Genomic DNA, 25,539 nt, shown 5'->3' with positions numbered 1-25,539 from the left:
GGCCGCAGGCCGTAACCCAACACAGTGCCAGATTGAAGCTCGGTGTTGGGTTACGCTTCGCTAACCCAACCTACGGGTTGGTTCACTATTGTCGGTGTGTCGAGCTGCGGGAGGGCTTATCACGTCCTGCGCGTAAATCCATTCGGACTCGGTATTGATGCTCCAGATGTATGGCTCGCCAATCACGGGGAGGTCCACCGGAACGGCGCGCTCTCGGGCGAGCCAGCGGGCAACCCGGCGTTCCCCGGCTTCAAGAGCAGCGGCCAATGGGGCGCGCAGATCCCGCCGGAGAAGACAGCACAGATACTGGCCCTGGCCCTCCCAACGGGGATAGGCCATATTCGCCGGCAATTGCGCGCAAGTTTCTCGCAGGGTTGCGCCCATGGTTTGCGGAAGACGAATGGCTTCGCAGGGAAGAATCTGCACCCAGGGGGTTTTGGCCGCTCGAATTGCGGTGAGAATGCCCGCCAGCGGACCTCGCTGATCGGGCCAGGGATCAGTGTACACGGGAGTCCCAAAGCGGCGGTAATCATCCAGGTTGCGGTTGGCAACAATCAGCCGTGACTGTTCAGCGGGCACGGACGCGAGTACGCGCTCCACGAGCGGTCGGCCGCCGAGACTCAGCAGGCCCTTGTCCGCGCCCCCCATGCGCGAGCCCCGACCGCCCGCCAGAACGGCGACGGTCACATCGGCTTGTGAAATCTCCGGCCCTGCACTCACGCATCCTCCGGGTAACGAGCGCGCTCGATCAACTGACGAATTTCCGGCTGGCAGGAACCGCAGTTGGTTCCCGCACCGAGTGCCCTGCCGACTGCTTCTACAGAATCCAGTCCGGCCTCTCGCACCGCCTCGATAATGGCGTTCCGGTTGACCGAAAAGCAGGAGCAGACCGTGGCGCCCGCGCCAATGGTTGAACCCGCCGGCGGGCAGCCCAGTTTAAGTCCAGCCCAGTCGGCCTCGCTGAGTTGGCCCTGCCCAAAGAGATCTTCGAGCCAATGCCGATCGGGAAGATCCGCTCGCGGGGAAAGAAAGAAGCCGACCTGCAGGCGATCATCGATCACACCCGCTGCCCGATATCGTCCCGAGCCGGTTTCCCGCACATCCCACCAGAGCACCTCCTCTCCAAGGCCCAGCAACGTGCGGCACCAGTCCCTCGGGTCCTCAAGAGCCTCCCTTCCGGCCAGTTCATAGCGGAGAAAACCGCTCCCCTGGATTCGGGTCCAGTAGGCCGGCAAAAGTTCACTCCCGGCGCGCAGCGGCCAGCGGGTGAGCATCACAGCATGCCAATCCACCGGAAATGGCGTCACCCGCACCGGCGTGTGCTTGAATTCCGGCTCACCGGACACCGGATCCACCACTGGATTCACCAGGGCGCCAACCCGGCCGTCGGAGGCCACCTGATCGGTCCAGTGGATGGGGATGAACACTGCGCCCCGCGGCTGATCGGCGGTGCAACGCAGGCGCGCCACCATGTTTCCCCAACGACTTTCCACACGAACCAAATGGCCGCCCTGAACGCCATGAAGCATGGCTTCGTATGGGTGCATGTCCACGAAAGGCTCCGGCAAGTGGGCGCACAAACGAGCGGAGCGCCCGGTGCGGGTCATGGTGTGCCAGTGGTTGCGTACCCGCCCCGTGTTCAGTACCAGCGGGTACTCGTGGTCGGGCGGATTCGCGGGCTCCCTCGGGGGAGTGGGAACCAAGCGGGCCCTGCCATCGGGATGAAAAAACACGCCATTCTCAAACAAACGGGCGCTGTCGCCGCTCTCTTCTGAAAGCGGCCATTGGCAGGGTTCCAGTGCGTCGTAGGCAGAGCGGTCCAAGCGGGCAAGCCCCGCCAGGTTGAACGCGCGGGGCACCTGCCCCGGCCGGTTGCGCCAGGCGGAAAGGCTTGCGTGTTCGGAGAATATTTCGTGGGCATCGCGATAGTCGAACCCTGCACAACCGAGCCGCTGTGCGACCCGACACACGGCCCACCAATCGGGTCGCGCCTGACCGGGCGCAGGCAGAAACGCACGCTGCCGGGAAATGCGCCGTTCCGAGTTGGTGACGGTGCCGTCTTTTTCACCCCACCCCAGTGCGGGAAGAACAACGTGGGCGTGCCGAGCCGTGTCCGTATTTGCGAACAGATCGGAAACCACCAGCAGATCGAGCTTCTGCAGTGCGTTCTGCACACGGTCCGCATCGGGCAGGCTGACCACCGGATTGGTGGCCATGATCCAAAGCGCTCTGATGCGCCCCTGGTGAATCGCCTCGAAGAGCTCGACCGCTGTCAGACCCGGCCGCTCAGCCATCCGCGGGCTGCCCCAGAAATCCTGCACCAGTTTGCGATGTGCGGGGGACTCCAGATGCAGATGTGCGGCCAGGGTGTTTGCCAGCCCGCCCACCTCCCGGCCGCCCATGGCGTTCGGCTGTCCGGTGATCGAAAACGGCCCCATGCCCGACTTGCCCATTCGGCCCGACAGCAGATGGCAGTTAATGATGCTGTTGACCTTGTCAGTCCCGCTGGAGGACTGGTTTACCCCCTGGGAGAACACCGTGACCACCTTCCGGGTGCGTGCAAAAAGGCTGTAAAACTCCTGCACCTGGTCCGCAGGAAGCTGGCAGGCAGCGGCGACTCCCTCAATATCTTTTGTATGTTCACGAGCAACGCGCAAGGCCTCTTCGGCTCCGCGGGTTGATGTTTCCACAAACTCCGCATCCACCTCGCCGTGGTCATGAAGGTAGGCGAGCAGCCCGTTGAAAAGCCACACATCGCTACCTGCCGCGATCGATAGGTGCAGATCGGCCTGCTCGCAAGTGGCTGTGCGGCGCGGGTCGATAACGACAATCCGCTTTCGGGGGTCGTCGCAGCGCGCCTGGAGAATTCGTTGATGAATCACCGGGTGGCACCAGGCGGTGTTGGAGCCCACCAGCACCACCAGGTCCGCCTGCTCCAGGTCCTCGTAGTTGCCCGGAACAATGTCCTCCCCAAAGGCCCGCTTGTGTCCCGCCACCGCCGAGGACATACACAGGCGGGAGTTGGTATCGATGTTCGCGGTGCCGAGCCAGCCTTTTACGAATTTGTTGGCAACGTAGTAATCTTCCGTGAGCAACTGCCCAGACACGTAGAACGCCACCGCCTCGCGTCCATGACGGTCAATGACTCGCTGGATTCCGTCGGCAATCCGGCTCAGGGATTCATCCCAGGACACAGACCGTGCCGCCTCGTTTTTCTCCCGAATGAGTGGGCGCAACAATCGCCCCTCGAGTTCGATGGTCTCCCCCAGAGCAGCCCCTTTGACACAGAGCCGGCCCAGGTTGGCCGGATGCACCGGATCGCCCTGCAATTGAAGCGGCTGTTCCGCACCCGGGAGGTGAGTGGCAGTGATCCCGCAGCCCACGCCACAATAGGGGCAGGTGGTTTTGATTGTTACCGGATCAGAGACGCGGGGATTGCCCGTGGCAACGCTCACCGGGATGCACCCGCGACTACAGGAATCTGCGCCCCACTGTTGGCCGCGCGAATCGAGCGCTCCTCCGCCGCTTTGTGCTCCGCGGAGAAGCGAACCGCAATGGCGCACAGTGCCGACGCCAGCACCAGGAGCCCGAGCACCGAAAGCGTTAGCTGAACGTCGGCGAGCCACAACAAAAGAAAGCCGGCGCCCACCGCGCCCACATTACCGCCTGCGCCCACAATGCCGGCCACCCCGCCCAGTGCCCGGCGGTCCACAAAAGGCACCAGGGCATAGGTGGCCCCGCAAGCCATGTGGGTAAACAAGCCGAAGCACAGCATGAGGAGAATTGCCGGCGCCGGGGCGTTCATCATGGAGAACAGAACCAGGCCCGTGCCTTCGCACACAATTAACGCACACAGCAAAGTAGTACGCGCATCGAGGCCCCGGTTACGAGCCACCCGGTCCGACAACCAGCCCCCCAGCGCGCGTGCAAACAGCGCCAGCAGACCGAAGCTGCCGGCGGCCAGGCCGGCGGTTTTCAGACTCAGATCGAAGTGATCGATGAAGTAAATGGCTACGATGGTGTGCATGAAAATCTCCACCCCGAAGCATGCGCCGTAGGTGACGAATAACATCCACACACGATAATTGGAGGCAGCCAGTTTGAAGCTCGACCAGCCGCCTTTTTTGTCCGACATCAGGCCAGCGGCCCGGAGCTCACTGAAGTTGCCACCCAGACAGTCCTCGGTGTAGCGCCAGTAGACAAAGGCCATAATCACCATCAGAACGCCGGGCACCAACAGCGCTGCTCGCCACCCGGCTGCTTCCTGCACCCCCAGCATCACGACACCTCCCAGCAGCAGGGGCATCAGCGCCTGTGCCGCGCCGCCGCCTGCGTTGCCCCAACCTGCTGCCAGGGCGTTGGCGGTGCCGACGACGTTGGGGCCATAAAGCACCGAGGTGTGATACTGGGTGATTACGAAGCTCGCGCCCACACCGCCAATCAGTAAACGAAACAACAGAAAACTTTCGTAGCTTTGTGCAGCGGCGACGCCGAAGACGGGAATCGCACCGATCAGCATCAGGCCGGAATAAGTCCGGCGCGGTCCGAAGCGATCACAGAGAGGCCCCACTACCAACCGCACGAGAATGGTGATGGCAACCGCCGCAATATTGATGTTGGCTATTTGCGCGGGAGACAAATCGAACTCGCCGCGAATCACCGGCATCAGCGGTGCGCAGGCGAACCAGGCGAAAAAACAGATGAAGAAGGCCAGCCAACTGAGATGGAAGATGCGGCTCTGTTTTAGCCGGAGATTGAAGATTTCGATGCGGTTTGCTTTGTCCGTATGCATTGGGTGTGCACCTGCCGATGTGAAGACGGCATGCACTCAGCAACCAATGTGCCACGCGCTCGCTGGCGGATCATAATCAATGGGCCGGATTGTTGTCAGCGAGTCGCGGGTTCCCGAAAGCCCCGTGACAACGCGCTTTCAGACCCACCGACACACACACCCGGAGCGAAGTCCTTGTGCCCGGAAAACCAGTAGATCTCTCTCGGACAGTCATGCGGCGTTACCGGCCCTGTTCACTTACGGTGCAGAGAGCGAAATTGTGTTTCAAGGTGGCTCACGAAAAAAGCGCGCTTGTGGTGCACAGGGAAAGTCGACCCCCTGGGTATCACTTCGCGGCGGCGTCCGGCTGATTGTCCGGGTGCGCCTTGGCAAACTCGGGAAGCGTCTGGCACCGGGCGGCTATACGGGCAATGTAAGGAAACGGTTTGAGGTCGCAGTCGTATCGCTGTGCGTTATACACCTGCGGCACCAGGAATACGTCCGCCAGGCCGGGCTGGTCACCGTGACAGAATTCTCCTGTGTGATTGCCGTTGGCGAGAACCTTCTCCAGGGCATTGAAGCCGGTGTTCACCCAGTGGCGGTACCACTCCAGTTTGTTCTCTTCCGCATCGTGCAGATGGCCGGTCAGGTATTTGAGTACCCGTAAATTGTTGAGGGGATGAATGTCGCAGGCAATCATATTGGCGATGGCTCTCACCCGCGCACGATCCGTGGCCGCTTTGGGCAACAGGGGCGGCTGGGGATACTGTTCTTCAAGGTATTCGCACATGGCCATCGATTGGGTCAGGATGCTGCCATCGTCCAGTTCCAGGGCGGGTACCAGCCCCTGGGGGTTGCGCTCCAGGTAGTCGTCGCTCTGTTGCTCCCCCTTGATCAGACTGACGGGCACGGTTTCGTAGTCAAGCCCTTTCAGGTTCAATGCGATTCGCATTCGGTAGGCGGCTGACGATCTAAAATAGCTGTACAGTTTCATTCGCTGCCCTCGGTGTGCCAGTGGGATGAGTGATCCGGCCGCAATTATCTGACCGCCGGGTGGACGGGAGCCAGCAGCGTCCCGGAAGACTCGCCAAAGCCGATGCGGGCTGCGCCCTCTTTCTCACAATAACCGCGCAGGATGACTCTGTCGCCGTCTTCCAGAAAGGCACGTTGCTCTCCGTTGCCCAGGTCTACCGGCTCTTTGCCGCCGGCGGACAGTTCCAGCATTGACCCCGCCTCCTCCCGGCGCGGACCGGATTGGGTGCCGCTGCCCAGCAGATCGCCGGGGCAGAGGTTGCAGCCGTTAACGGTGTGGTGGGTCACCAGCTGGCCGATGGTCCAGTAGGAGTGCCGGAAGCTGGTGGCGGACAGGCGCACCGGCGCCGCGCCACTGCCGCGCATTTTCTCCGTTTCGATCCAGCTCTCCAGGCAAATGTCGATGGCGCCCGCCGCCCGATTGCCGGTGGAATCCAGATAGGCCAGCGGTTGCGGCTCCCCCTCGCCCCGGTTGAACCCCAGGCGGTAGGGCGCCAACGCCTCCAGAGTGACGATCCACGGGGAGACGGTAGAGGCGAAGTTTTTGGAAAGAAAGGGCCCGAGCGGCTGGTATTCCCAGGCCTGCAAGTCGCGCGCGGACCAGTCGTTCAGCAGGCACAGACCAAAAATGTGGGATTCCGCTTCTTCGATGTCCACCGGGTGCCCCGGCCGATTGCCGGCACCGATATAAATGCCCATCTCCAGCTCGAAATCCATGCGCCGGGACGGCCCGAATGCCGGAACCTCCTGATCGGGCGCCCGGGTCTGCCCGCAGGGCCGCGGAAAGCTCTGCCCGGACACACCAATGGACGAGCTGCGCCCGTGGTAGCCGATCGGCACCCAGCGATAGTTGGGCAACAGCGGATTATCCGGGCGGAACTGCCGGCCCACGTTGGTGGCGTGATGGATGGAAGTGTAAAAATCCGTGTAGTCGCCAATACGGGCGGGCAGGTCGAACACCACCTGCGACTGGGGTACCAGGCAGGAGCGTAGGGCCTTCTCCTCTTTCGCACCCTCCCGCAGGGCGCGGGACAACGCAATCCGCAGCGCGCTCCAGTACTCAGGCCCCAGGCCCATGAAGGCATTAAGCGACTCTTCGCTCGCGGCAGCCACGGCCTCAGCCGCGTCACCACTGAACAACTTCTCGGCCCGTAGCCGTTTCAGGTCGACAACACGGTCCCCGATGGCGACCCCGCCGCGCCAGCTTTCCCCGCTTTCCGCGTGGCGAAAAACGGCGAAGGGAAGGTTCTGGATCGGGAAATCGCAACCGGGCTCATTAGCCGATTCGACCCAGCTTTTCAGGGCAGGGTCGTGGGTTTCGTTGATGGTGTGCACGCAGACCTCCGGATCTTGTTCGAGCTTGTGAGTAGGGTCAACGACGGCAGAAGTGCGCCCGTTGCGTTTTACGGCTCCACGAATTCCTTCTCGTGCAACCAGGCCGCATGTTTGGGCGCCCGCTTGGTGCGGCTCCACTCTTCCAGCATGGCCGGGGCGACTTCGTGGAGCTTGCGCATTTCCTCGTCCGTGCAGGTGTTGGCGGCAAGTTCGATGCGGTGGCCGTTGGGATCATGGAAATAGATGGACTGAAAAATTCCGTGGTTCACCGGCCCAAGCACGTCGAGCCCTTCGTCCTCGAGCGCCGCCTTGGCTTTTTTCAGCGCCGCGAAATCTTCCAGCTCGAAGGCGATGTGCTGCACCCAGGACGGCGTGTTACCGTCCCGCCCCATGTCCGGGGAGTTGGGCAGCTCAAAAAACGCCAGCACATTGCCCATCCCTGCGTCCAGGAACACGTGCATGTACGGGTCCGGCTCCTTGGTGGAGGGCACTCGGTCCTCCGCGATGGCGAGCACGAAGTCCATGCCCAGAACGCGCTGGTAAAATTCCACCGTCTCCTTCGCGTCGCGGCAGCGGTAGGCGACGTGGTGAATCCGCTTCAGTTGCATCGTTAGCTCCTCAGGCATTCGCCTCCTTTCCCGCCCCGGCTTTGATAACGCCGCGGCGCAGCTGATCCCGCTCTATGGACTCGAACAGCGCCGCAAAGTTACCTTCGCCGAAGCCTTCGTCACGCTTGCGCTGGATAAACTCGAAGAAGATGGGCCCCACCAGGGTTTCAGAGAAGATCTGCAGCAGCAGGCGCGGGTCGCCCTCTTCCGTGGAGCCGTCCAGCAGAATGCCGCGGGATTTGAGCTCGTCCACCGGCTCGCCGTGGTTGGGCAGGCGCTCGTCCAGCATCTCGTAATAAGTCTCGGGCGGCGGTGGCATGAACTTCATGCCGAGGGCCTTGAGCCGGTCCCAGCAGGCGGGCAGGTCGTCGCAGAGAAAGGCGATGTGCTGGATGCCTTCGCCCTTGTACTGCACCAGGAACTCTTCAATCTGGCCGCTGCCCCCTTCCGCCTCCTCGTTCAGAGGAATGCGGATCTTTCCGTCCGGCGCCGACATGGCGCGGGATTTGAGGCCGGTGTATTCGCCTTTGATGTCGAAGTAGCGAATCTCGCGGAAGTTGAAGAGCTTCTCGTAATAACCGGCCCAGTAATCCATCCGTCCGCGATAGACGTTGTGGGTAAGATGATCGATGACCTTGAAGCCGCAGCCTTCGGGGTGCCGGTCCACACCTTCCAGAAACTCGAAGTCGATGTCGTAGATGGACAGGCCGTCCTCGTAACGGTCGATCAAATACAGAACGGCGCCACCAATGCCGCGGATGGCTGGCAGCCGGAGCTCCATGGGGCCGGTAGGAACATCCACCGGCTCAGCGCCCAGTTCCACGGCGCGGGCGTAAGCTTTGGCCGCATCCTTGACCCGAAAGCCCATGCCACAGGCCGACGGGCCGTGCTCTTCGGCATAGTAGGCCGCAGGTGAATGGGGCTCGTAGTTGATGATGAAATTGATGTCTCCCTGACGCCAGAGGTCCACGTCCTTCGAGCGGTGGTGCGCCACGCAACTGAAGCCGAGGGATTGGAATACAGGCTCCAGAATGCCGCGCTCAGGCGCGGCGAACTCAACGAATTCAAAGCCGTCGAGCCCCATGGGGTTTTCGAGGTTGGGCGTGTTATTGGCTGTCATGGCTCGTCCTCCTGATAAATAGCAGGGCAGCATAACAATGCTAAAGGGACGACTTTCGCCTAAAAATTGTTCCAATACGTCAGTTTGGGCATTAATATGCCGAGTCGTTGAAACAAATAGAAGGAATCCACCTGTGAAATTTGACCGTGCCGAGCGGGAAATACTGCGCATCCTCCAGACAGAAGGGCGCATCTCCAATGTGGAACTGGCCAGTCGCGTGGGCCTTTCCGAGTCCCCTTGCTTCCGCCGGATGAAAGCCCTGGAAGAGAGCGGTGCGATCCGCCACTACGCCGCGCGCCTGGATCAGCGCCAGCTGGGGCTGCAGGTCACAGCCTTTGTCCAGATCCGCCTCGACAAGGACGAGGCCAAGACCCGCCAGTTTCTCGCCCAGGTAGAGGCCGAGGAGTTTATCGTGGAATGCCACGGGATGAGCGGCTCCTACGACTACCTGTTGAAAGTGGTGGCCACCAGCATGGATCACTTCTCCGAGCTGGTCATGCAACGCATCCTGAAGTTTGCCGGGGTGACCAACATTGAGTCCAATTTCAGCCTGGTGCCTATCAAGCAGAGCGACAGTTTGCCTATTACGTAGCGGGGCGCGAAGCCGTGCCCGCGTTTCTAGAGCAACACTGCCGCGGTGCTGTCCAGTCGCTGAAGGCGCTGTCCTCGTAAAAGCTGGCAGACTGCAGGGCCACCTTCAAACATCCCCCAAACTCAGTCAGCGCCTGATAAAAGTCCGCCCTTGTTTCAAGATTGACGTCCACCAGTTCCCCGTTGATCTCTTTCATCCTGGGCACCAGAACCTGGCGAAGCTGCTCGTAGTCACCCTGTTCTTGACCGCGCCAAAGATGGCCCAGAGATCCTTGTACAACTGGGGCAATCGCTTGTATTCACGTCCCATTTGGGTGTACAGGCCAGCCAGATCGTCGATGTCGTAGCCGCCCTGGGTGCGCGACGCCAGATCCTGATACTTGGCGATGGTCGTGTCCAGTTCCGAAAGGATCAGTCCATCGCCGATTCAAACGATTGCGAGGTGCCGCTGGGCCTGCGGACCAACTATTCCGTGGTGCTGGAAGAACAGGCACAGTTACTTCGAAAGCTATTGAACGACCGATTCGAGAGTTGTCCCGGCTGATTCGGCGCAGATGACACCCACCGCCCGACATAAGTCCCCCGACGACCGCGATGTGACCAGACTAACAATCCAACGGCGAGGGAGTACAACTTTTTTCGCATGAAAGGCTTCGATCACGGCGTCATAATTTTCCCCGCGCCGGAGGCGGGATTCGGGAAGCAAATAACAGGGAATAAGCCATGACCAGCCACTTTAGGGATTCTACGGACACCGTCGCGTACTCGGTTACGACCGGCGACACACTTACGACCATCGTTAATCGCTACTATGGTCAGGTAACGCCAGTTCGGCGTCAGGAAATTATCCGCTCCATCCGGGCGGCAAACCCGGCGATCAAAAACCCCAACCACATTGTGCCGGGGCAACTGATCCGGCTGGAAGTGCCTGTCCAGTCTTGCCCTATTCCACAGCGCCCCGTTTACTCGCTGGAGGACTGGTATCCAGTTTTGCAGCGCGACTGGAGCACCGCGACCCCGGACGAGCGAAACCTGCAAATCGGCCTTGCCAAACTCATGCTGGGCACGGGTTCGGCCCAACTGGCGGCCATCGACCGGACATTCAAGGGGAACGCTCCGCTGCTCGCCGAGATGGTTGAGAATTACGAGGAGTTCAAACGAGGTGAAATCAGCAAGGGGCGCTATGATTACCGTCGCGCAAAGCTCGTAAAACAAGTCACCCAGCGGCTTGGCCCCACGCACTTTCTGCTTAACGGAAGCAAAAGCCCCAACGAGATGTTACGGATTTCGCGCAAGCGCGGTGCCGCCCCAACCCAGCCCATTACCCGACAGATCGCAAAAATGCAGCGCGTTTCCAAATTGGCCGCACGCGGTGGTGTAGCCTTGTCGATCGTGGGGCTGGGAATCGCCTGCCATGAGATCGCGCAGACGAATGACGCCGGGAAAAAGAACGAGATCCTGGTGGAGAGTGTGGGTGGCATAATGGGTGGTGTCGCCTTCGGCGCCGGAGCAGGGTTGGCGATTTTCCTTATGGCTACCCCGGTCGGCTGGGTTGGAGCGCTAGCAATCGGAGCTGGAGGTGCTGCTTTTGGCTATTTTTCCGGTCGCACAGCGCGGAATTTGTATAATGCCAATGGGCAACCAATCGACTTCGTTAACGCGTTGGGCGTATCAACATTGTGCAAACCTTCAGGTACGGAATGGTCGGCACGCGGCACACCTAAGCTTTCAAACGCAGCTATGTCTGTCTTGTGAGGACGAGTGCAAATCGTGACTGAAATCGTTTGGAGCGAGCTCCACCCCATGTTGTTAACGATGCTGGTCATCTGGAGCTGTGTCGCAGTTCTACTGATCACCATGATCCCTCTTTGGATTTATCTCCATCGTGTCCTGTCGCGGTTGGATGATATATTGCTGCGGGAACCGTATTTCCGAAGGTCCGAGCAGATCAACTGCCTTGTGTGGCCTTTCAACTACTGGAAGACCGGGATCTATTTCACCCTCATCGCAGCGCCAAACATTTCAAGGCGAAAAAGATTCAAAGGATTGACCGACCCATTGCCCGTCAGCAGACGCACGGTGATCGCCTGCCGCATACAGTTCTCACTTTTGCTCTTTGGCTCGCTTCTGTTCATCATTTACTTGATTCACACGCTCATTGCACTGTACCTATACGGTTGGTCGAGCTAGATTTTAATCATAGTGTTCTCGCGCGAACCCGCTTCACCCAAATCACCTTCCACCGCTTCGTTGTTTTCAGCGCCAGCCTTAGCGGGGCATTCCGGCGCAGGCTGAAAAGTCACCACCCTTTTAGCTTCTTGATGGGCCGCAGGCTCTTGAAATTCCATTCGTCGCTCCCACATTCCGCCTGATTCCGAGCCGGAACTTTCATGGCCGGAATCGGTCTTGTCGCTTCAATTAACATTAACCCCGTGTTGGCGTTTGGGAGGTCCACCGATCAATGCGGTTCAGAAATTTTCTCGCATCGGTGAGCTTCCGCGCCGCCTTTGCGCGCTCCCCTCCTTTTTCCGGGTCCACGTTCCCGGACCTGTTGTCATGGCCCCGGGCCGCCCCCTCCGGCGTCGCGGCTGTGGGCGCATTGCGTATCGCAATTCAATAACAAATCTTTCCTCGAGGAGAGAATTCCATGATCCAAGTAGAACACCTGGTGCGCCGTTACGGCGACTTCACCGCCGTGGATGATGTGAGCTTTCGCATCGAGCGCGGCGAAGTGGTGGGCCTGCTGGGCCATAACGGCGCGGGCAAGACCACCATCATGAAAATGATTACCGGCTATCTGGAACCCACTGCGGGGCGTATTCGCGTGGACGATCTGGAGGTCGGCAAGGATACGGCAGCCATTCAGGCCCGCATTGGCTACCTGCCGGAGAACTGTCCGGTGTGGCCGGAGATGAGCGTGATCGACTACCTGAGCTACCAAGCCAGCCTGCACGGGGTTGCGGAAGGCAATCGGGATGAATCCATTGCGCGAGCAATCCGCCGCACGGCCCTGAAGGAGAAAGCCACCGCCCCCATCCAGACCCTGTCCCGCGGGTACCGGCAGCGCGTGGGCGTGGCCCAGGCCATTCTTCACGAGCCGGACATCGTCATTCTGGACGAGCCCACCAACGGGCTGGACCCGACCCAGATCCTGCACATGCGGGACCTGATTCGGGAACTGGCCCGAACCGCCACGGTGATTTTGTCCACCCACATCCTGCAGGAAGTTCAGGCCGTGTGTGAGCGGGTGCTGATACTGCGTCAGGGCCGGCTGGAAGTGGACTCGCGCATCGACGAATTGCAGCGCAGCCGGGCACTGCTGGTTACCGTGGACGGCGATGCCCGCGCCGCTCTGGACAAGGTGGAAGGGGTTGCGGCCATCAACCAGGAGTCCGCCAGCGAAGGCTTGCACCGCTACCGCCTGGACGCCGCGCCCGAGGTTGCGCCCAGGGTCGCGACGGCACTCACCAGCGCCGGCCTGGCCCTGCATGAACTGAAGCCGGAACGGCAGGATCTGGAAGCGGTATTCGCCCGCGTAAACAGCCACGAGGTAAGCACTGACCAACTGGAGGATAAGGAGGTGGCCCATGCCTGAGTGGAGCAAACCCATCGGCCGCGTGGCCAGCAAGGAGTTCCGCGGCTTCTTTTCCACACCCGCCGCCTACCTCTTCCTGGGGGCTTTTCTGGCGGTTACGTTGTTTGTGTTCTTCTGGGTGGAAACCTTCTTCGCCCGCAACATTGCCGATCTGCGGCCCATGTTCCAGTGGATGCCCTTGCTGCTGATCTTCCTGGTGGCGGCCCTGACCATGCGCTCCTGGTCCGAGGAGCGGCGGGCGGGAACGATGGAGAGCCTGTTTACCGCACCCATCTCGCCCCTGTCACTGGTACTGGGCAAGTTCCTCGGCGCGCTCGGGCTTGTGGCCGTGGCGCTGGCATTGACCCTGCCCCTCGCCTTCACTGTGGCCCTGCTAGGGCCGCTGGACTGGGGCCCGGTGATTGGCGGTTACGTGGCGACCCTGTTTCTGGCGGCCGGCTACATCGCCATCGGGCTTTTCATGAGCGTCCGCACGGACAACCCCATCGTCGCCCTGATCCTGACGGCGGTGGTTTGCGGCGTGTTCTACCTGATTGGCTCGGACACCCTCACCAACCTGTTCGGCCACCAAATAGGCGGATTGCTGGCCCTGCTGGGCACCGGCACCCGTTTTGATTCCATCACCCGCGGCGTGCTGGATTTACGGGACATTTACTACTACCTGTCCATGGTCGGGGTGTTCCTGACCCTCAATCTGTTCAGCCTGGAGCGCCTGCGCTGGGCCGGCAACCCCCGCAGCCGCAATCATGCGCTCTGGGGCTGGCTGGTGGGTCTCACTGCGGCCAACTTCCTGGCGGCCAACCTCTGGCTCGCCCCCATCAACTGGGCCCGGGCGGACATCACCGAGGGCAATCTCTACTCCCTCTCCGAGGCGACGGAACAGCAACTGGCGAGCCTGCAGGAGCCGCTGCTGATTCGCGGTTACTTCTCCGCGAAGACGCATCCCTACCTGGCACCGATCGTTCCCCAGATCAAAGACCTGCTGGAGGAGTACGCAGTGGCGGCAGACGGCCGCGCCCGGGTGGAGTTCATTGATCCCACCCGCGACCCGGAGGCGGAAGAAGAAGCGGCAGCCCAGTACGGCATCCGCCCCGTCCCCTTCCAGACGGCGGATCGCTACCAGGCCGCCGTAGTAAGTTCTTACTTCGACGTGGTGATTGCCTACGGAGATGAGTTTGAAACCCTGAGCTATCAGGACCTGATCGAGGTGAAGTCCCATCAGGAAGGGGAACTGGATGTTGTCCTGAACAACCCGGAGTACGCCATCACCGGCGCCATCCGCAAGGTGGCCGGAGCGTGGCGCGCCGGGGGCGATCCCTTTGCCGGGCTCAATCAGACGGTGACCTTCAGGGGTTACATGTCGCCGGACGAAAAACTGCCCGAAAGCCTGCAGGAGCTGCGCAAGCAGCTTGAAGAGTTGCTCGAACGCTACAAGGCGGCTGCCGGCGACCGGTTGCAGATCAGCTTCCAGGATCCGGACGGCGGCGACGGCCATCTGGCGGAACAGTTGCTGGACGAGTACGGCTTCGGCCCGCAGATCGCGGGCTTGCTGGACCCGGACCCGTTCTGGTTTTACATGGTGCTGGAAAGCGGGGACGACCTGGTGCAAGTGCCCCTGCCGGATGTGCTCGACAAGAACGCTCTGGAGCGCTCCATCGACGCCGCCATTCAGCGCCTGACCCCCGGCGTACTGAACACCGTGGCACTGTTCAAACCCCAGTCCTTCGGACCCCACGGCCAGCAGTTCAGCCAGCTTGAACAGGTGCTGGGCGAGAACGCCCGGATCGAGGAGACGGATCTGAAGAACGGCCGCGTACCCGAGGAGGCAGACCTGCTGCTGGTCCTGGCGCCCAGCGAACTGGATGAGAAGCAGCGCTTTGCCATCGACCAGTTCCTGATGCGCGGCGGCAATGTGGTAATGACCACCTCGCCTTACAGCGTGGAAGTCTCACAGACAGTCAGCGCCAACACCCAGGACTCCGGTCTGGACGAATGGCTGGCCCATCACGGCATTGAGATTGAGCAGAGCATGGTGCTCGACCCGCAGAATGCGGCCCTGCCCATTCCGGTTCAGCGCAACATCGGTGGTCTGACCCTGCGTGATTACCGCATGGTGCCCTATCCGCACTTCCCGGATCTGCGCGGTGCGGGTTTGAGCGAGGACAACCCCATCACCGCCTCGCTGGGTCAGCTCACCATGAACTGGGCCTCGCCCATCATTGTGGACAGCGAGAAGAACAGTCAGCGCTCGGTCAGCGAACTGCTGCGAAGTTCCGAAGACAGTTGGACCTCGGACAGCACCACCGTACTGCCCGACTACCAGCGTTTCCCGGCCACCGGATTCGCAGTGGACGGTGACCGTGGCTCGCGCGTACTGGCCGTGGCTGTGGAAGGCCGTTTCGACTCCTACTACAAAGGCAAGGAATCCCCCCTGGCGGCGGTGGAGCCAGCTGAGTCCAACGGTGAGGACGCCGACGCAGAAGGTGCAGCCGGCAACGCAGAAGGTGACGGCATCGTAGAGAGCGCCGCGGACAGCGAAGCCGAATCCGCGATCACAGGCATCATCGAGCGGTCACCCGAATCCGCCCGATTGCTGGTAATTGCCAGCAACGCGTTTGGATCAGATGCGGCCATCTCCCTCGCGTCCCAGGGACTGAACACGCTCTACCTGCAGCCGCTTGCGTTCATTCAGAATGCGGTGGACTACGCCCTGGAAGATCAGGACCTGCTGGCCCTGCGTGGCCGTACCCAACTGGCCCGCACGCTGGACCCGGTTTCCGAAGGCGAGCAACGCCTCTGGGAGTACCTGAACTATGCACTGGCCCTGGCCGGCCTGGCTGTGGTGTGGGGCTGGCGACGCCGCGTGGCTGCGTCCGACCGCAAACGCTATCAACAGATTCTCGCGGAGGTATAAGCCATGGAGAACAAACTGAAAATTCTGGCCGCCCTCCTCGGCGTGCAACTGGTGCTGGCCCTCGGCCTGGGTTTCGGCAACTCCGGTCTTTCGCCAACCGGTGAACCCGGGCCACTCCTGGCCGTGGATAAAAAAGAGGTGGACCACATCACCCTGCAGGGACCGGAAAGCGGGGAAGTTCAACTGGTCAAAACAGAAGCGGGATGGACCCTGCCTCAGCTTGAAGGCTTCCCCGCCAACGAGCAGCGGATCAACCAGTTGCTCGATCGCCTGAACGGACTCGAAACCGCCGGTGCCGTTGCGCGCAGCGCGGACGCCCGCAAGCGCTTCAAGGTCAGCGATGAGAGCTTTGAGCGCAAGGTGGTGCTCGCCAGGGGAGACGACGACCTGGCAACCCTGTACCTGGGCACCTCTCCGGGTATGCGCCGGATCCATGCCAGGACCGGCGACGATGATGCGATCTACCGCGTGGAACTGGCCGCTTACGATGTGCCGGCGGACAGCGACGACTGGCAGGACAAGACTGTCCTCCAGTTTCCCAAAGACCGGGTGACCGCCATCGACGTTAATGGCTTTACGCTGGAGCGGTTCGAGTCGACTGATTCTGCGAGGTCCGATGGAGAGGACGAAGCCAGCGAGAATTCGGGCGAGCCTGGCCCACAATGGATCGCGCGCAGCGGCCTGGAGGGTGGCGAGCGGCTCGACGTCAAGGCCGCCGAGCGACTGGCGGGACTGGTGGCCAATCTGGAATACAGTGAGGTGCTGGGCCGCGAAGCCAAGGCGGATTACGGCCTGGAGGCGCCTGTGCTGGAGTTGAATGTCACGCGGGAGGAAGCGGAAACCTTGCTCTACCAAGTGGGCAAATCACCGGAGACCGAGGAATACACGCTCAAGGTATCCAACCGCCCCGAGTACTTCCGATTGCCTGCCTACCGGGCCAATCCGCTGCTGGATGCAAGCAAGCGCGCGGCCCTGGTGCATACGGAAGCCCCGGAGGACAACAACGACCAAGCCGCAAAACCACAGGTGCGCGACCTCCCCGAAGTGAGTTGAAAAGCGAACCGGGTGAGAGCGCGTGGTATCCATGTTGGGTTACGCTTCGCTAACCCAACCTACGAGAGAGCTCGCATCAAGACGCGACGTTTCCGTAGGTTGGGTTAGGCCGAAGGCCGTAACCCAACACTCGGGCCGGAAATCAATTCAGCAGTTTGGACCGGCATGGGAAGGCCATGTTGGGTTACGCTTCGCTAACCCAACCTACGATGACTACACAACAATTGTAGGTTGGGTTAGGCCGGAGGCCGTAACCCAACATGTCGTCCAGCGGTCAATTCAGCAGCTTGCCTTTATGGACTTCGGTGTCATGCAACCCGAACGGCTTGGCCAATGACTCGGACATGTAGAAGTCGGGCTCGTATTCGTGATCCTTCCAGTGATAGAAGTCTCCCGCCTCAATGCCTTCGTACTCCACAACCAGCATTGACCCGCCGTGGTCTTTGCCGTTGTTGGTGGTGTGATGCTCGATGTGATCGTGGGTCATCCAGATGCCCGGATTGTTCATCTCGATGATCACGTCGTAGCGCTCGCCCGGGCTCAGAGGCACCACGTCCGCTTCGTAGGGCCGGGGCAGCGGCTTGCCGTCCTTGTGGGTCACGAGCATGTCGTGCCCGTGGAGGTGGAAGGAGGTGGGAATCGATGCGGCGATCAAGCGCAGGCGCAGTACATCCCCTTCCTTGACCCGCAGCGGCTGGTTCATCGGGAAGGACTTGCCGTTAATGGAAAAATAGTTGAGCACCTCCCCCGGCTTGCCGCCTTCGCCATAGGTTTGCGCCACATCGGAGTTCCAGCCTGAGAACATCAGGATGGCATCCTTGGTCACTTTTTTCTCCAGCCTTGTTGGCTTTTTGGGCTCGACGATAAACGGCCCCCACATCCCCCGAAGCGCGAGATGCTCCGCCACGTTCACATGACAGTGGTACCAGAGCGTGCCCACCTTGTCCGCGACGAACTTGTAAGTAAAGCTCTCCCCCGGCTCGATGCCCTTCTGGGTCACGTCGGGCACCCCGTCCGACTTCCAGCTGGCCGTCTGAAACATGCCGTGCCAGTGAACCGTATGATTGAGCGTAGTGAAATTGTGCACAGTCACTTCCACGTGATCGCCTTCCTTCACATGGAACAGGGGGCCGGGCACCTGCCCGTTGAATCCCCAGGCTTTGACCTTGAAGCCCGGGGCAACGTCCAGTTCGATCTCTTCAATGGTCATTTCGAATTTGCGCACCTCCGCCGTCGCCGGAAGCGAAAGCGCACCCAGCAACGCCAAGGTTCCCAGTACAAAGATCGCCACGCGCGTTTTCGATGCATTCTTCATTGTTGACTCCTCGCCTCCCACTCTTGCGAGGGGAGGCATCTGGTTCGATTCAGTTGATTATTCGGAACAGCACAGTTCGCGCAGGTACTTCACCAGGGCCTGAATTTCCTCGGAGCTGAGGTTGTCCTTCCAGGCGGGCATCAGCACGGATTTATTGATTGCGGGACCGCCCTGTTCAATGGTCTTGAACAGCTCCTCGTCGGAACGGAGACTCATTTCCTCCTTCTCGATGTGCGCCCGTGGCTGCACGCTCATACTGGCTGCATTGATACCTTTTCCGTCTCCCGTCAGGCCGTGACACTGCGTGCAGTACATGCGGTACACATCCTTGGCGGGAGTAGTTTCGGCCCCAAGCCCCGGTGCGGTGAACATGAATACAAGGGCGCTGATTGCTCCACTGATAATTCTCATTGCTCACCTCCAATCACTTTCAGGTAGTTCACCAGCTTGTGCACCGCTGCTTCATTCATCTGCGGCACCGGCATGATGGTGTTGGGGTCCCATGCCCTGGGGTTCTGCACGAAGGAGGAGATGAACGCTGGCTGCAGCCGTTCCCAGGCGTTGTATACAACGGGGCCGGACAAGCCACCTTCATCGATCGCGTCCTGGTGGCAGGCGTTACAGCCCTTGAACTTGCGAAAGTCCATCATGCCCATGCGCGGCGAAACGCTGCCCGGGGTGTAGTTGTCGGACTCGATCAGATCGTCATGAGGGCGCAGCGCCATCAAAGCAGTGGCGACCTGCCCGGCAGCTTCCGGCTCCAACTTCATGTGCTCCTGCAGGGCCGAGGGGTCCGGCATATCCCCTTCCGGAGTGGATGTAACGGCCAACTGCGGGAAGTAGCCCACGGGGTAGATCCGGGTGGGTTCCTGCAGCCAGCTCTTCAGCCATTCCGGCCGGTATTTGTTGCCCGCGTAGTACAGAGGTGGCGCCTGGCGCTGAAGGCGCTCGGATTTTCCGAGCGCTTCGAAGTCGGGCCGCTCCATTGCATGACAGGCTGCACATTGCTCCTTGAGAATGCCGGCCCCGTCCGCCTGAACGAACAGCGGCAGCAGCAAAAGCAGGGAACACGTGGCCCGTCTCATCAGTGTGAGAAACATTGTTGTTCTCCTTTTGAAAAGGTTGAAGTGCCGTGTGTCGGGCTGCCCTGTCAGCGCAGTATCAGGTTGCCATCCCGGCCTTTCTTGCTGTCAGCGCCTTTGTAAGTCATGAGAACCGAAATCGCACCGTTCATGGCGTTCTTCATCCGGTGGTCGACAATAGCGTTGTTGCTGTCGCGTCCGGCGGGCGGAATGATGTCCAGTACCATGCCGTGGGCGGGAGCGATGTCCACGGTTTGCAGGCCGTGGCTGATGTTCTTGGGATGGCCGTTGTCCCAGACCCGGTCCCAGATTCCGGCAATCGGGTGGACAGCGGCGGCTTCGTTGATGGAAGCATTAACATAGAAGACCCTGACGCGTTCACCGGGCTCCGCTTCCATGGTCAGGCTCGCGTTGGGATCGTGCACCGGATCGTAGTGAAAGACCTTGCCATTGATGAGCGCTGCTTCCCAGCCCTTGCCCATTGTGATGTCTTCCACGGAGGTGCCTTCGGCGAACAGATCCCCTTGCACCAGAACGTATTCACGATCGGGTTTGGGGAACTCCTTGCTGTATCCATCTTTCGGGTCCACGATGATGACGCCGTACATGCCGCGGGAGATGTGCTCGGCCATGGAGTCGGCGCCGCAGTGATAGATGAATACCCCGGGGTAGTCCGCGCTGAACTCATAGCTTTTGCTCTCGCCCGGCTTCACTTCGGCAAACTCATCGAGCACATCGACACGGGCCGCATGGAAATCCATGGAGTGACTGTTGCCGTTGTCCTCATGGTTATGCAGGGTGAACTGCACCAGGTCGCCCTCCTTCACCCGCACCAGAGGCCCGGGGATTGCGCCCCCGAAAGTCCACATGCGCTGGGTGTTACCCGCGTTGTCCACGGCGATTTCCGCTTCTTTGACTTCCATATCGACTTTCACTGTCTTGGCGACGACCGGCTGTGCGAATGCCGCCGCCAGCAGCAAAGGCAGGGAGAACGTTAAAGCACGCGTTGCTCTGATCATGAGAGATGCCCCTTAAGGTTTTTCTGGAGGAAGTGGCTGCGCGTGGTCATGCGCCGCCTGTTATGATGTATTTTTCGCACATCTTTGCAGGCGTTTTAATGCATGTCAAATACATTTTATGGGAAATCACGGAAGATCCACGGACTTGAACGCTTTACCAGCATGCGCAAATGGGGCGGTGTAATCAGGTGCGCGATGGAGTTATTAGGGGAATTACGTGAGAAAACTACCGGATCTCGCCCCGGCCACGGGAACGGGGAATGCACCGTGCTTCAGTTCATTGTTGGGTTACGCTGCGCTAACCCAACCAACGGCTTTGCCACAACAGCACCCGTAGGTTGGGTTAGGCCGAAGGCCGTAACCCAACAGTGGCCGCCACCGCCTTCAGAAGTTTTTTATGCAGCCGGCGTGTTGGGAGAGGGGATATTGATATTGATAGTGATGTAATCGGCCCAGGGATAGACCTTCTGCAGGACGACTGGCCCGAACTCAAACCCGCAGGGGCAGCGGGTTATCCAGGATCTTGACGATTTCCGGTCGGGCCTGCACCAGGTCCGCGAGGGTGTAGCGATTCAGTGTTTCGAACAGTGCTTTCTGCCCTTCGGCAAGCGCATCCCTGAGGGTACAGTACTCGGCAAGCCGGCAGTTGAGGCTCGAGCAGTCGATAAAGCTTTCGTGGCCCTCGAAATGCTGCACCACCTCGCCGACGCGGATTTCTTCCGGCTTGCGGCCCAGCTCGATGCCGCCGTTCTTGCCCCGGTACGTGCGCAGGTAGCCGCTCTTGGAAAGTTCGTGGACGACCTTGCGCAGGTGCTCCAGGGAGATGGGGTAGAACGAGGCGATTTCCTGCAAGTTTGCGCGCTTGCCGGTGTTGACCGCCAGATAGAGCAGGACGCGGAGGCTGTAATCGGTAAATCGTGAAAGCTGCATGTCTGGGTTCCGGGAACGGTCCGCGCATCCTTCCACCGCCCGGCCGGCCTGTCAACTCCGATTCAGGACCCCGCCGCGCGGGGCAACCGGAACCAGATTGCATACAGGGCCGGAACAAAGAGCAGGGTGATCAGCGTACCCACCAGTACCCCGCCAATGAGCACGTAGGCAAGCGGCCCCCAGAACGGGTCCGTCGCCAGAGGTACAAACGCCAGGGCGGCCGCGAGGGCGGTGAGAATCACGGGGCGGGCGCGCCGCACCGCCGCTTCGATGACGGCGTCCAGGGGGCTCATTCCAGCTGCGAGGTTGTCCGAAACCTGCTGGGTGAGAATGAGCGTGTTGCGCATGAGAATGCCCGCCAGGCCGATCAGCCCCAGCAGGGCCACAAAACCAAAGGGCTGGTTGAACAGCAGCAGAACCAGGGCCGCCCCGATCACCCCCAGGGGCGCTGTGGCGAGCACCATGAAGGTGCCGGTGAACGAACGCATCTGCAGCATGATGAAGATGAGCATGAGGGCGAGCATAACCGGCTGCATCTTCTGGATCGAAGCGTCCGCTTCGCTGGACGCTTCCACCGAGCCGCCGATCTGAAGGTGATAGCCCGTGGGCAGATTCGCGCGGATATCCTCCAGTTGCTTCCAGACCGCGTCGGTAACATCAATGGGCTGGGCGCCGCTCACGTCGGCATTAACGTTGATAAAAGGCTCGCGATTGAAGCGCTTGAGCACCGGGTCCTCATGGTCCACAACCCATTTCCCAAGCTGCGCCACGGGGATTTTGCGCCCTTCCAGAGTCTTGATCTCAAGGTCCTCGAACGATCCCCCTTCCGGATCCATCAGCCCCCGAGCGCGCACCTGTACGCTGCGGATATCCTCGCGAATCGCGCCGACGGCCACACCGTCCAACTGAAACTGAAACTGCCGGGCCACTTCCCGCGGGCTGAGGTCCAGCATGCGCAGGCGTTCCGGGTCCATCTCCAGGCGCAGGACCGGGGCGCGTTCGCCCCACTCCACGTGAGTGTGGGCTGTGTTGGGCGTGGCTGCGGCAATGGCTCTGACCTGGTCGGCAATCTCCCGCAGTTTGATCGGGTCCGGGCCCAGCACCCGGAAGCTCACCGGCCACACCACCGGCGGGCCGAACAGCAGGTGGTGGACCCGCACCCGCGCTTCCGGGAACTCGCCCCCCTCCACCCGCTGACGCAAGGCGTTTTCCACCCGTCTGCGCTGCTCGCCGTCACCGGTCACGGCGATGATCTTGGCGAAGCCCGGGTTAGGCAGTTCCGGATTGAGGGCGAGAAAAAAGCGCGGAGCGCCTCCCCCCACGTAAGCGGACAGGGTTTTCACTTCCGGCATGGACTCCAGGATGGCCTCCACCCGCCGCGCGACCCGGTCGGTCGCCGCGATGGACGAACCCTCGGGCATGTAGATGTCCACCAGCACCTCCGGGCGGTCCGAGCCGGGAAAGAATTGCTGCTGCACCGGGCCCGCCATCGCCAGAATCGCCAGGCCCAATAGGGCGACTGTGCTCCCCACAACGATCTTGCGGCGTTGTACGCAGGTGTGAATCAGGCGGCGCAGGCGGTGGTAGGAAGGAGTATCGTAGAGTTCCCGCTCCGAGGGCTGGGCGTTTTTGATTGACGGCAGGAGCTTTACACCCAGGTAGGGCGTGAACACCACAGCCACCAGCCAGGACGCCAGCAGGGCATAGGCCAGCACCCAGAAGATGTTGCCGGCAAACTCTCCGACACCGGAGCGGGCAAAGCCGATGGGCACGAAACCGGAGACGGTGACCAGGGTGCCGAACAGCATGGGCGCGGCGGTAACCTTCCAGGCATGGGCCGCCGAGGCGACGCGATCCCACCCCTCCTCCATTTTGACCAGCATCATTTCGATGGCGATGATGGCATCATCCACCAGCAGGCCCAGGGAAATGATCAACGCCCCCAGCGTGACCCGGTCCAGGTTCACGCCAGTCATGGACATGAGGAAGAAGGTGAGCCCGAGTGTCAGGGGAATGGCAATGGCCACCACAATTCCCGCGCGCAAACCCAACGCCAGAAAACTCACCAGGGTCACAACCACCACTGCCACCAGGAATTTGACCTGAAACAGATTCACCGCCTCGCGAATCGCATCGGCCTGGTTGGTGAGTTGCTGCAGCTCAATGCCCAGCGGCAGGACCGAGCGAATCTCACGGTTAAAGTCCTGGAGCCGGGCACCCAATTCCAGACCATTCTCTCCCCGGCTCATGACCACGCCCAGCAGCACCGCATTCTCTCCGGCGGCGCGCACCAGGTAGGACGGCGGATCTTCATAACCCCGCCGTACCTGAGCAATGTCGCCCAGGCGCAGCAGGCGGTCACCGGCGCGCACGGGCACCGCGCGCAGCTCCTCCGGCTCGGAGGCGGCATCCACCCGGATATAAGCGCGCGGTCCGGCCGTCTCGATCAAGCCGGCGGGCATGAGTTCGCTATGGGATTGAATGGCTTCGAACAGAGCGGCGGCGGACACTCCCAGGTTGGCGAGGCGGGCGTTGTCGAACTCCACGTACATCCGCTCGGGCCGTTCGCCCAGCAAGTCCACCTTGCGCACCCCGTCAACCCGGGCGAGACGGTCCCGCAGCGCTTCCGCTTCCCGGGTCAGCAGGCGCGGTGGCAAGCCCGGCGCAGTCACCGCATACAGGCTGAAGTAAACATCAGAGAAGTCGTCGTTGACGATAGGGCCCACGACCCCGGGCGGCAGGCTTGGCGCCACGTCCTGCATGCGCTTTCGTATCTGATAAAAAAGCTCGGGAAGGTAGTCGCCCGGAGTGTACTCCTGAAATTCCACCTGCAGATCCACCCGCCCGGGCCGCGCGGTGGTAATCACCTCCTTGAAGTACTCCACCTCCTGTACCCGCTTTTCCAGCGGCTCCGCCACCTGCTCCTGCATATCCCGCGCACTGGCGCCGGGCCACAAGGCGGATACCACCATGACGCGCACCGTGAAAGCGGGATCTTCAGCGCGGCCAAGGGAAACAAAAGCATAGAGACCGGCGAGCGCGGTGAGCAGGATGAAGAAAAGCGTTACAGAGCGCTCGCGTACGGCGAGGGCGGAAAGGTTGAAGTCTTTCATCATTCGTTCATTCGCACCGCCTGACCCTCGTTGAGCAAGTGCGTCCCCAACGCGACGATGGGGGTATGCACCGGCAGGTCGGTGCTGATCCAGGCGTCCTCCGCGTCCAGCCTCAGAAGTCCGACCGGTTCGGGAAACACCTGCTGGCCGCGAATCACCCAGATCCGGGGGCCTGCGCCCCGTTCCGACAAGGCGCCCAGGGGTATGCGGTAAACCGCCCCGCCCACGCCGGATTGATCGAAGTGGAGGCGAACCACCTGGCCCAGCGCCGGTGGCTCATCGTCCGCGATCCGGTAACGGGCGCGCCAGGTACGAGTCTGTGGATCGGCCGCTCCAGCGACCTCGCGCAGCCTGGTTTTCATGATCCGCTGGTTGTCGAGCACCAGTCGCGCGGTGTCGGGCAGCTCGGCTCGACGGCTCTGGGGAACAAAGATCTCCACCTCGCGCGGACCGTCCTGAGCCAGGGTCGCCACCGGCTGACCGGCTGTCACCACCTGGCCTGGCTCCGCCAGTACCTCCAGCAAAGTGCCATCAGCGGGTGCCTCGAGGCTGGCGTAACCGGCGGCGTTGCGGGCCTGAGCGAGTTCCGCCTCGGCGGCCGCCACCTGCTGCAGTGCGGCCTCGGCCGCGGTGCGCGCATTATCGTAATCCCGGGCACTGATCAGCTCCTGTCCCAGCAGCTTCTTGAAGCGCTCCCGCTCCGCCACGGCGTTTTCCGCCTGGGTGCGCAAACTGCTCAACCGGGCCCGCGCCGAAATCAGTTGTTGATGCAGGTCCCGCTCATCCAGGGACATGAGCAACTGGCCCTTCCGGACCCGGTCACCCGCCGAAACCTCCCGCCTCATGATCTGACCGGACACGCGAAAGGCCAGTGGCGATTCGAATTGTGCCCGCACCGTCCCGCTGGTCGACCAGTCTCTGCCCTGGGCCGTCTCCAGGCGGGCGACCCGGACCAGGGGTGGTTCGCGAGCGATTTCGGCGCGGCCTCCGCTACAGCCGGGAAGCAGAGAAAGGGAGATGAGCAGTAAGGCGGTCAATCTGAAGAGGCGCATGAGCGATCC

General features: G+C 61.2%; 23 protein-coding genes. 7 read left to right on the top strand and 16 right to left on the bottom strand.

Annotation, left to right across the window (positions count from 1 at the left end; all coding sequences use genetic code 11):
- Positions 1 to 60 precede the first annotated feature (60 nt).
- The 7 genes from ACURWW_RS10955 to hppD form a co-directional block, all read right to left on the bottom strand.
- Entirely contained in the window at positions 61 to 720 is a 660-nt protein-coding gene (locus tag ACURWW_RS10955) for a molybdenum cofactor guanylyltransferase (RefSeq protein WP_445617224.1), read from the bottom strand.
- A complete protein-coding gene (locus tag ACURWW_RS10950; RefSeq protein ID WP_445617225.1) occupies positions 717 to 3,455 on the bottom strand; it encodes a molybdopterin-dependent oxidoreductase in 2,739 nt (912 codons plus the stop codon). The genes ACURWW_RS10955 and ACURWW_RS10950 overlap by 4 nt, the downstream gene beginning before the upstream one ends.
- Positions 3,452 to 4,792, bottom strand: coding sequence for an MFS transporter (locus tag ACURWW_RS10945; protein WP_445617226.1), 1,341 nt, complete (start codon positions 4,790 to 4,792; stop codon positions 3,452 to 3,454). Before ACURWW_RS10945 ends, ACURWW_RS10950 begins: the two co-directional genes overlap by 4 nt.
- A 325-nt stretch (positions 4,793 to 5,117) precedes the next feature.
- A complete protein-coding gene (maiA, locus tag ACURWW_RS10940) occupies positions 5,118 to 5,765 on the bottom strand; it encodes a maleylacetoacetate isomerase (RefSeq protein ID WP_445617227.1) in 648 nt (215 codons plus the stop codon).
- 44 nt (positions 5,766 to 5,809) lie between these two features.
- The gene (gene fahA, locus ACURWW_RS10935; protein ID WP_445617228.1) at positions 5,810 to 7,138 is read right to left on the bottom strand and encodes a fumarylacetoacetase; all 1,329 of its coding nucleotides are present in this window, start codon (positions 7,136 to 7,138) and stop codon (positions 5,810 to 5,812) included.
- Between the two features lie 68 nt (positions 7,139 to 7,206).
- Positions 7,207 to 7,746 (bottom strand): VOC family protein, encoded by a 540-nt coding sequence (locus ACURWW_RS10930; protein ID WP_445617229.1) that lies wholly within the window; start codon positions 7,744 to 7,746, stop codon positions 7,207 to 7,209.
- Positions 7,747 to 7,756: 10 nt separating this feature from the next.
- Positions 7,757 to 8,866, bottom strand: a complete 1,110-nt coding sequence (gene hppD / locus ACURWW_RS10925) for a 4-hydroxyphenylpyruvate dioxygenase (protein ID WP_445617230.1) — start codon at positions 8,864 to 8,866, stop codon at positions 7,757 to 7,759.
- Between the two features lie 133 nt (positions 8,867 to 8,999).
- On the opposite strand from hppD, the gene ACURWW_RS10920 reads away from it, so the two are divergent.
- Complete coding sequence (locus tag ACURWW_RS10920; RefSeq protein WP_445617231.1) at positions 9,000 to 9,458, top strand: Lrp/AsnC family transcriptional regulator; 459 nt, start codon at positions 9,000 to 9,002, stop codon at positions 9,456 to 9,458.
- On the opposite strand, the gene ACURWW_RS10915 is transcribed toward ACURWW_RS10920, so the two are convergent.
- Entirely contained in the window at positions 9,451 to 9,654 is a 204-nt protein-coding gene (locus tag ACURWW_RS10915; protein WP_445617232.1) for a hypothetical protein, read from the bottom strand. The genes ACURWW_RS10920 and ACURWW_RS10915 overlap by 8 nt on opposite strands.
- A 113-nt stretch (positions 9,655 to 9,767) precedes the next feature.
- Here ACURWW_RS10915 and ACURWW_RS10910 point away from each other — a divergent pair, with 113 nt between their 5' ends.
- The 3 genes from ACURWW_RS10910 (at position 9,768) to ACURWW_RS10900 (ending at position 11,647) form a co-directional block, all read left to right on the top strand.
- Complete coding sequence (locus ACURWW_RS10910; RefSeq protein ID WP_445617233.1) at positions 9,768 to 10,001, top strand: hypothetical protein; 234 nt, start codon at positions 9,768 to 9,770, stop codon at positions 9,999 to 10,001.
- Between the two features lie 179 nt (positions 10,002 to 10,180).
- Positions 10,181 to 11,212, top strand: a complete 1,032-nt coding sequence (locus tag ACURWW_RS10905; RefSeq protein WP_445617234.1) for a LysM peptidoglycan-binding domain-containing protein — start codon at positions 10,181 to 10,183, stop codon at positions 11,210 to 11,212.
- A gap of 15 nt (positions 11,213 to 11,227) precedes the next feature.
- Positions 11,228 to 11,647, top strand: coding sequence for a hypothetical protein (locus tag ACURWW_RS10900; RefSeq protein ID WP_445617235.1), 420 nt, complete (start codon positions 11,228 to 11,230; stop codon positions 11,645 to 11,647).
- Here ACURWW_RS10900 and ACURWW_RS10895 read toward each other — a convergent pair.
- Positions 11,644 to 11,805: a hypothetical protein gene (locus ACURWW_RS10895; protein WP_445617236.1), complete on the bottom strand. Its 162-nt coding sequence runs from the start codon at positions 11,803 to 11,805 to the stop codon at positions 11,644 to 11,646. The two genes, ACURWW_RS10900 and ACURWW_RS10895, sit on opposite strands and share 4 nt — an antisense overlap.
- A 299-nt stretch (positions 11,806 to 12,104) precedes the next feature.
- Here ACURWW_RS10895 and ACURWW_RS10890 point away from each other — a divergent pair, with 299 nt between their 5' ends.
- From ACURWW_RS10890 to ACURWW_RS10880, 3 genes are read left to right on the top strand one after another with little or no spacing between them, the layout of a single operon-like run.
- Positions 12,105 to 13,052, top strand: a complete 948-nt coding sequence (locus tag ACURWW_RS10890) for an ABC transporter ATP-binding protein (RefSeq protein WP_445617237.1) — start codon at positions 12,105 to 12,107, stop codon at positions 13,050 to 13,052.
- Positions 13,045 to 15,966, top strand: coding sequence for a Gldg family protein (locus ACURWW_RS10885; protein WP_445617238.1), 2,922 nt, complete (start codon positions 13,045 to 13,047; stop codon positions 15,964 to 15,966). Before ACURWW_RS10890 ends, ACURWW_RS10885 begins: the two co-directional genes overlap by 8 nt.
- Positions 15,967 to 15,969: 3 nt before the next feature.
- Complete coding sequence (locus ACURWW_RS10880; protein ID WP_445617239.1) at positions 15,970 to 17,019, top strand: DUF4340 domain-containing protein; 1,050 nt, start codon at positions 15,970 to 15,972, stop codon at positions 17,017 to 17,019.
- A 274-nt stretch (positions 17,020 to 17,293) separates the two neighbouring features.
- Here ACURWW_RS10880 and ACURWW_RS10875 read toward each other — a convergent pair whose 3' ends face one another.
- From ACURWW_RS10875 to ACURWW_RS10845, 7 genes are all read right to left on the bottom strand, one after another.
- The gene (locus ACURWW_RS10875; protein ID WP_445617240.1) at positions 17,294 to 18,334 is read right to left on the bottom strand and encodes a multicopper oxidase domain-containing protein; all 1,041 of its coding nucleotides are present in this window, start codon (positions 18,332 to 18,334) and stop codon (positions 17,294 to 17,296) included.
- A gap of 57 nt (positions 18,335 to 18,391) precedes the next feature.
- Positions 18,392 to 18,745, bottom strand: coding sequence for a c-type cytochrome (locus tag ACURWW_RS10870; protein ID WP_445617241.1), 354 nt, complete (start codon positions 18,743 to 18,745; stop codon positions 18,392 to 18,394).
- Positions 18,742 to 19,434: a hypothetical protein gene (locus ACURWW_RS10865; RefSeq protein ID WP_445617242.1), complete on the bottom strand. Its 693-nt coding sequence runs from the start codon at positions 19,432 to 19,434 to the stop codon at positions 18,742 to 18,744. Before ACURWW_RS10865 ends, ACURWW_RS10870 begins: the two co-directional genes overlap by 4 nt.
- Before the next feature lie 50 nt (positions 19,435 to 19,484).
- Positions 19,485 to 20,435, bottom strand: a complete 951-nt coding sequence (locus ACURWW_RS10860; protein WP_445617243.1) for a multicopper oxidase domain-containing protein — start codon at positions 20,433 to 20,435, stop codon at positions 19,485 to 19,487.
- Positions 20,436 to 20,924: 489 nt separating this feature from the next.
- Complete coding sequence (locus tag ACURWW_RS10855) at positions 20,925 to 21,365, bottom strand: RrF2 family transcriptional regulator (protein WP_445617244.1); 441 nt, start codon at positions 21,363 to 21,365, stop codon at positions 20,925 to 20,927.
- A 62-nt stretch (positions 21,366 to 21,427) separates the two neighbouring features.
- Positions 21,428 to 24,481, bottom strand: coding sequence for an efflux RND transporter permease subunit (locus ACURWW_RS10850; protein ID WP_445617245.1), 3,054 nt, complete (start codon positions 24,479 to 24,481; stop codon positions 21,428 to 21,430).
- A complete protein-coding gene (locus ACURWW_RS10845; RefSeq protein ID WP_445617246.1) occupies positions 24,478 to 25,530 on the bottom strand; it encodes an efflux RND transporter periplasmic adaptor subunit in 1,053 nt (350 codons plus the stop codon). Before ACURWW_RS10845 ends, ACURWW_RS10850 begins: the two co-directional genes overlap by 4 nt.
- Positions 25,531 to 25,539 lie beyond the last annotated feature (9 nt).

The sequence above is a fragment of the Gilvimarinus sp. F26214L genome, assembly GCF_054401055.1.
This window is presented reverse-complemented; position numbering and strand designations above follow the sequence as displayed.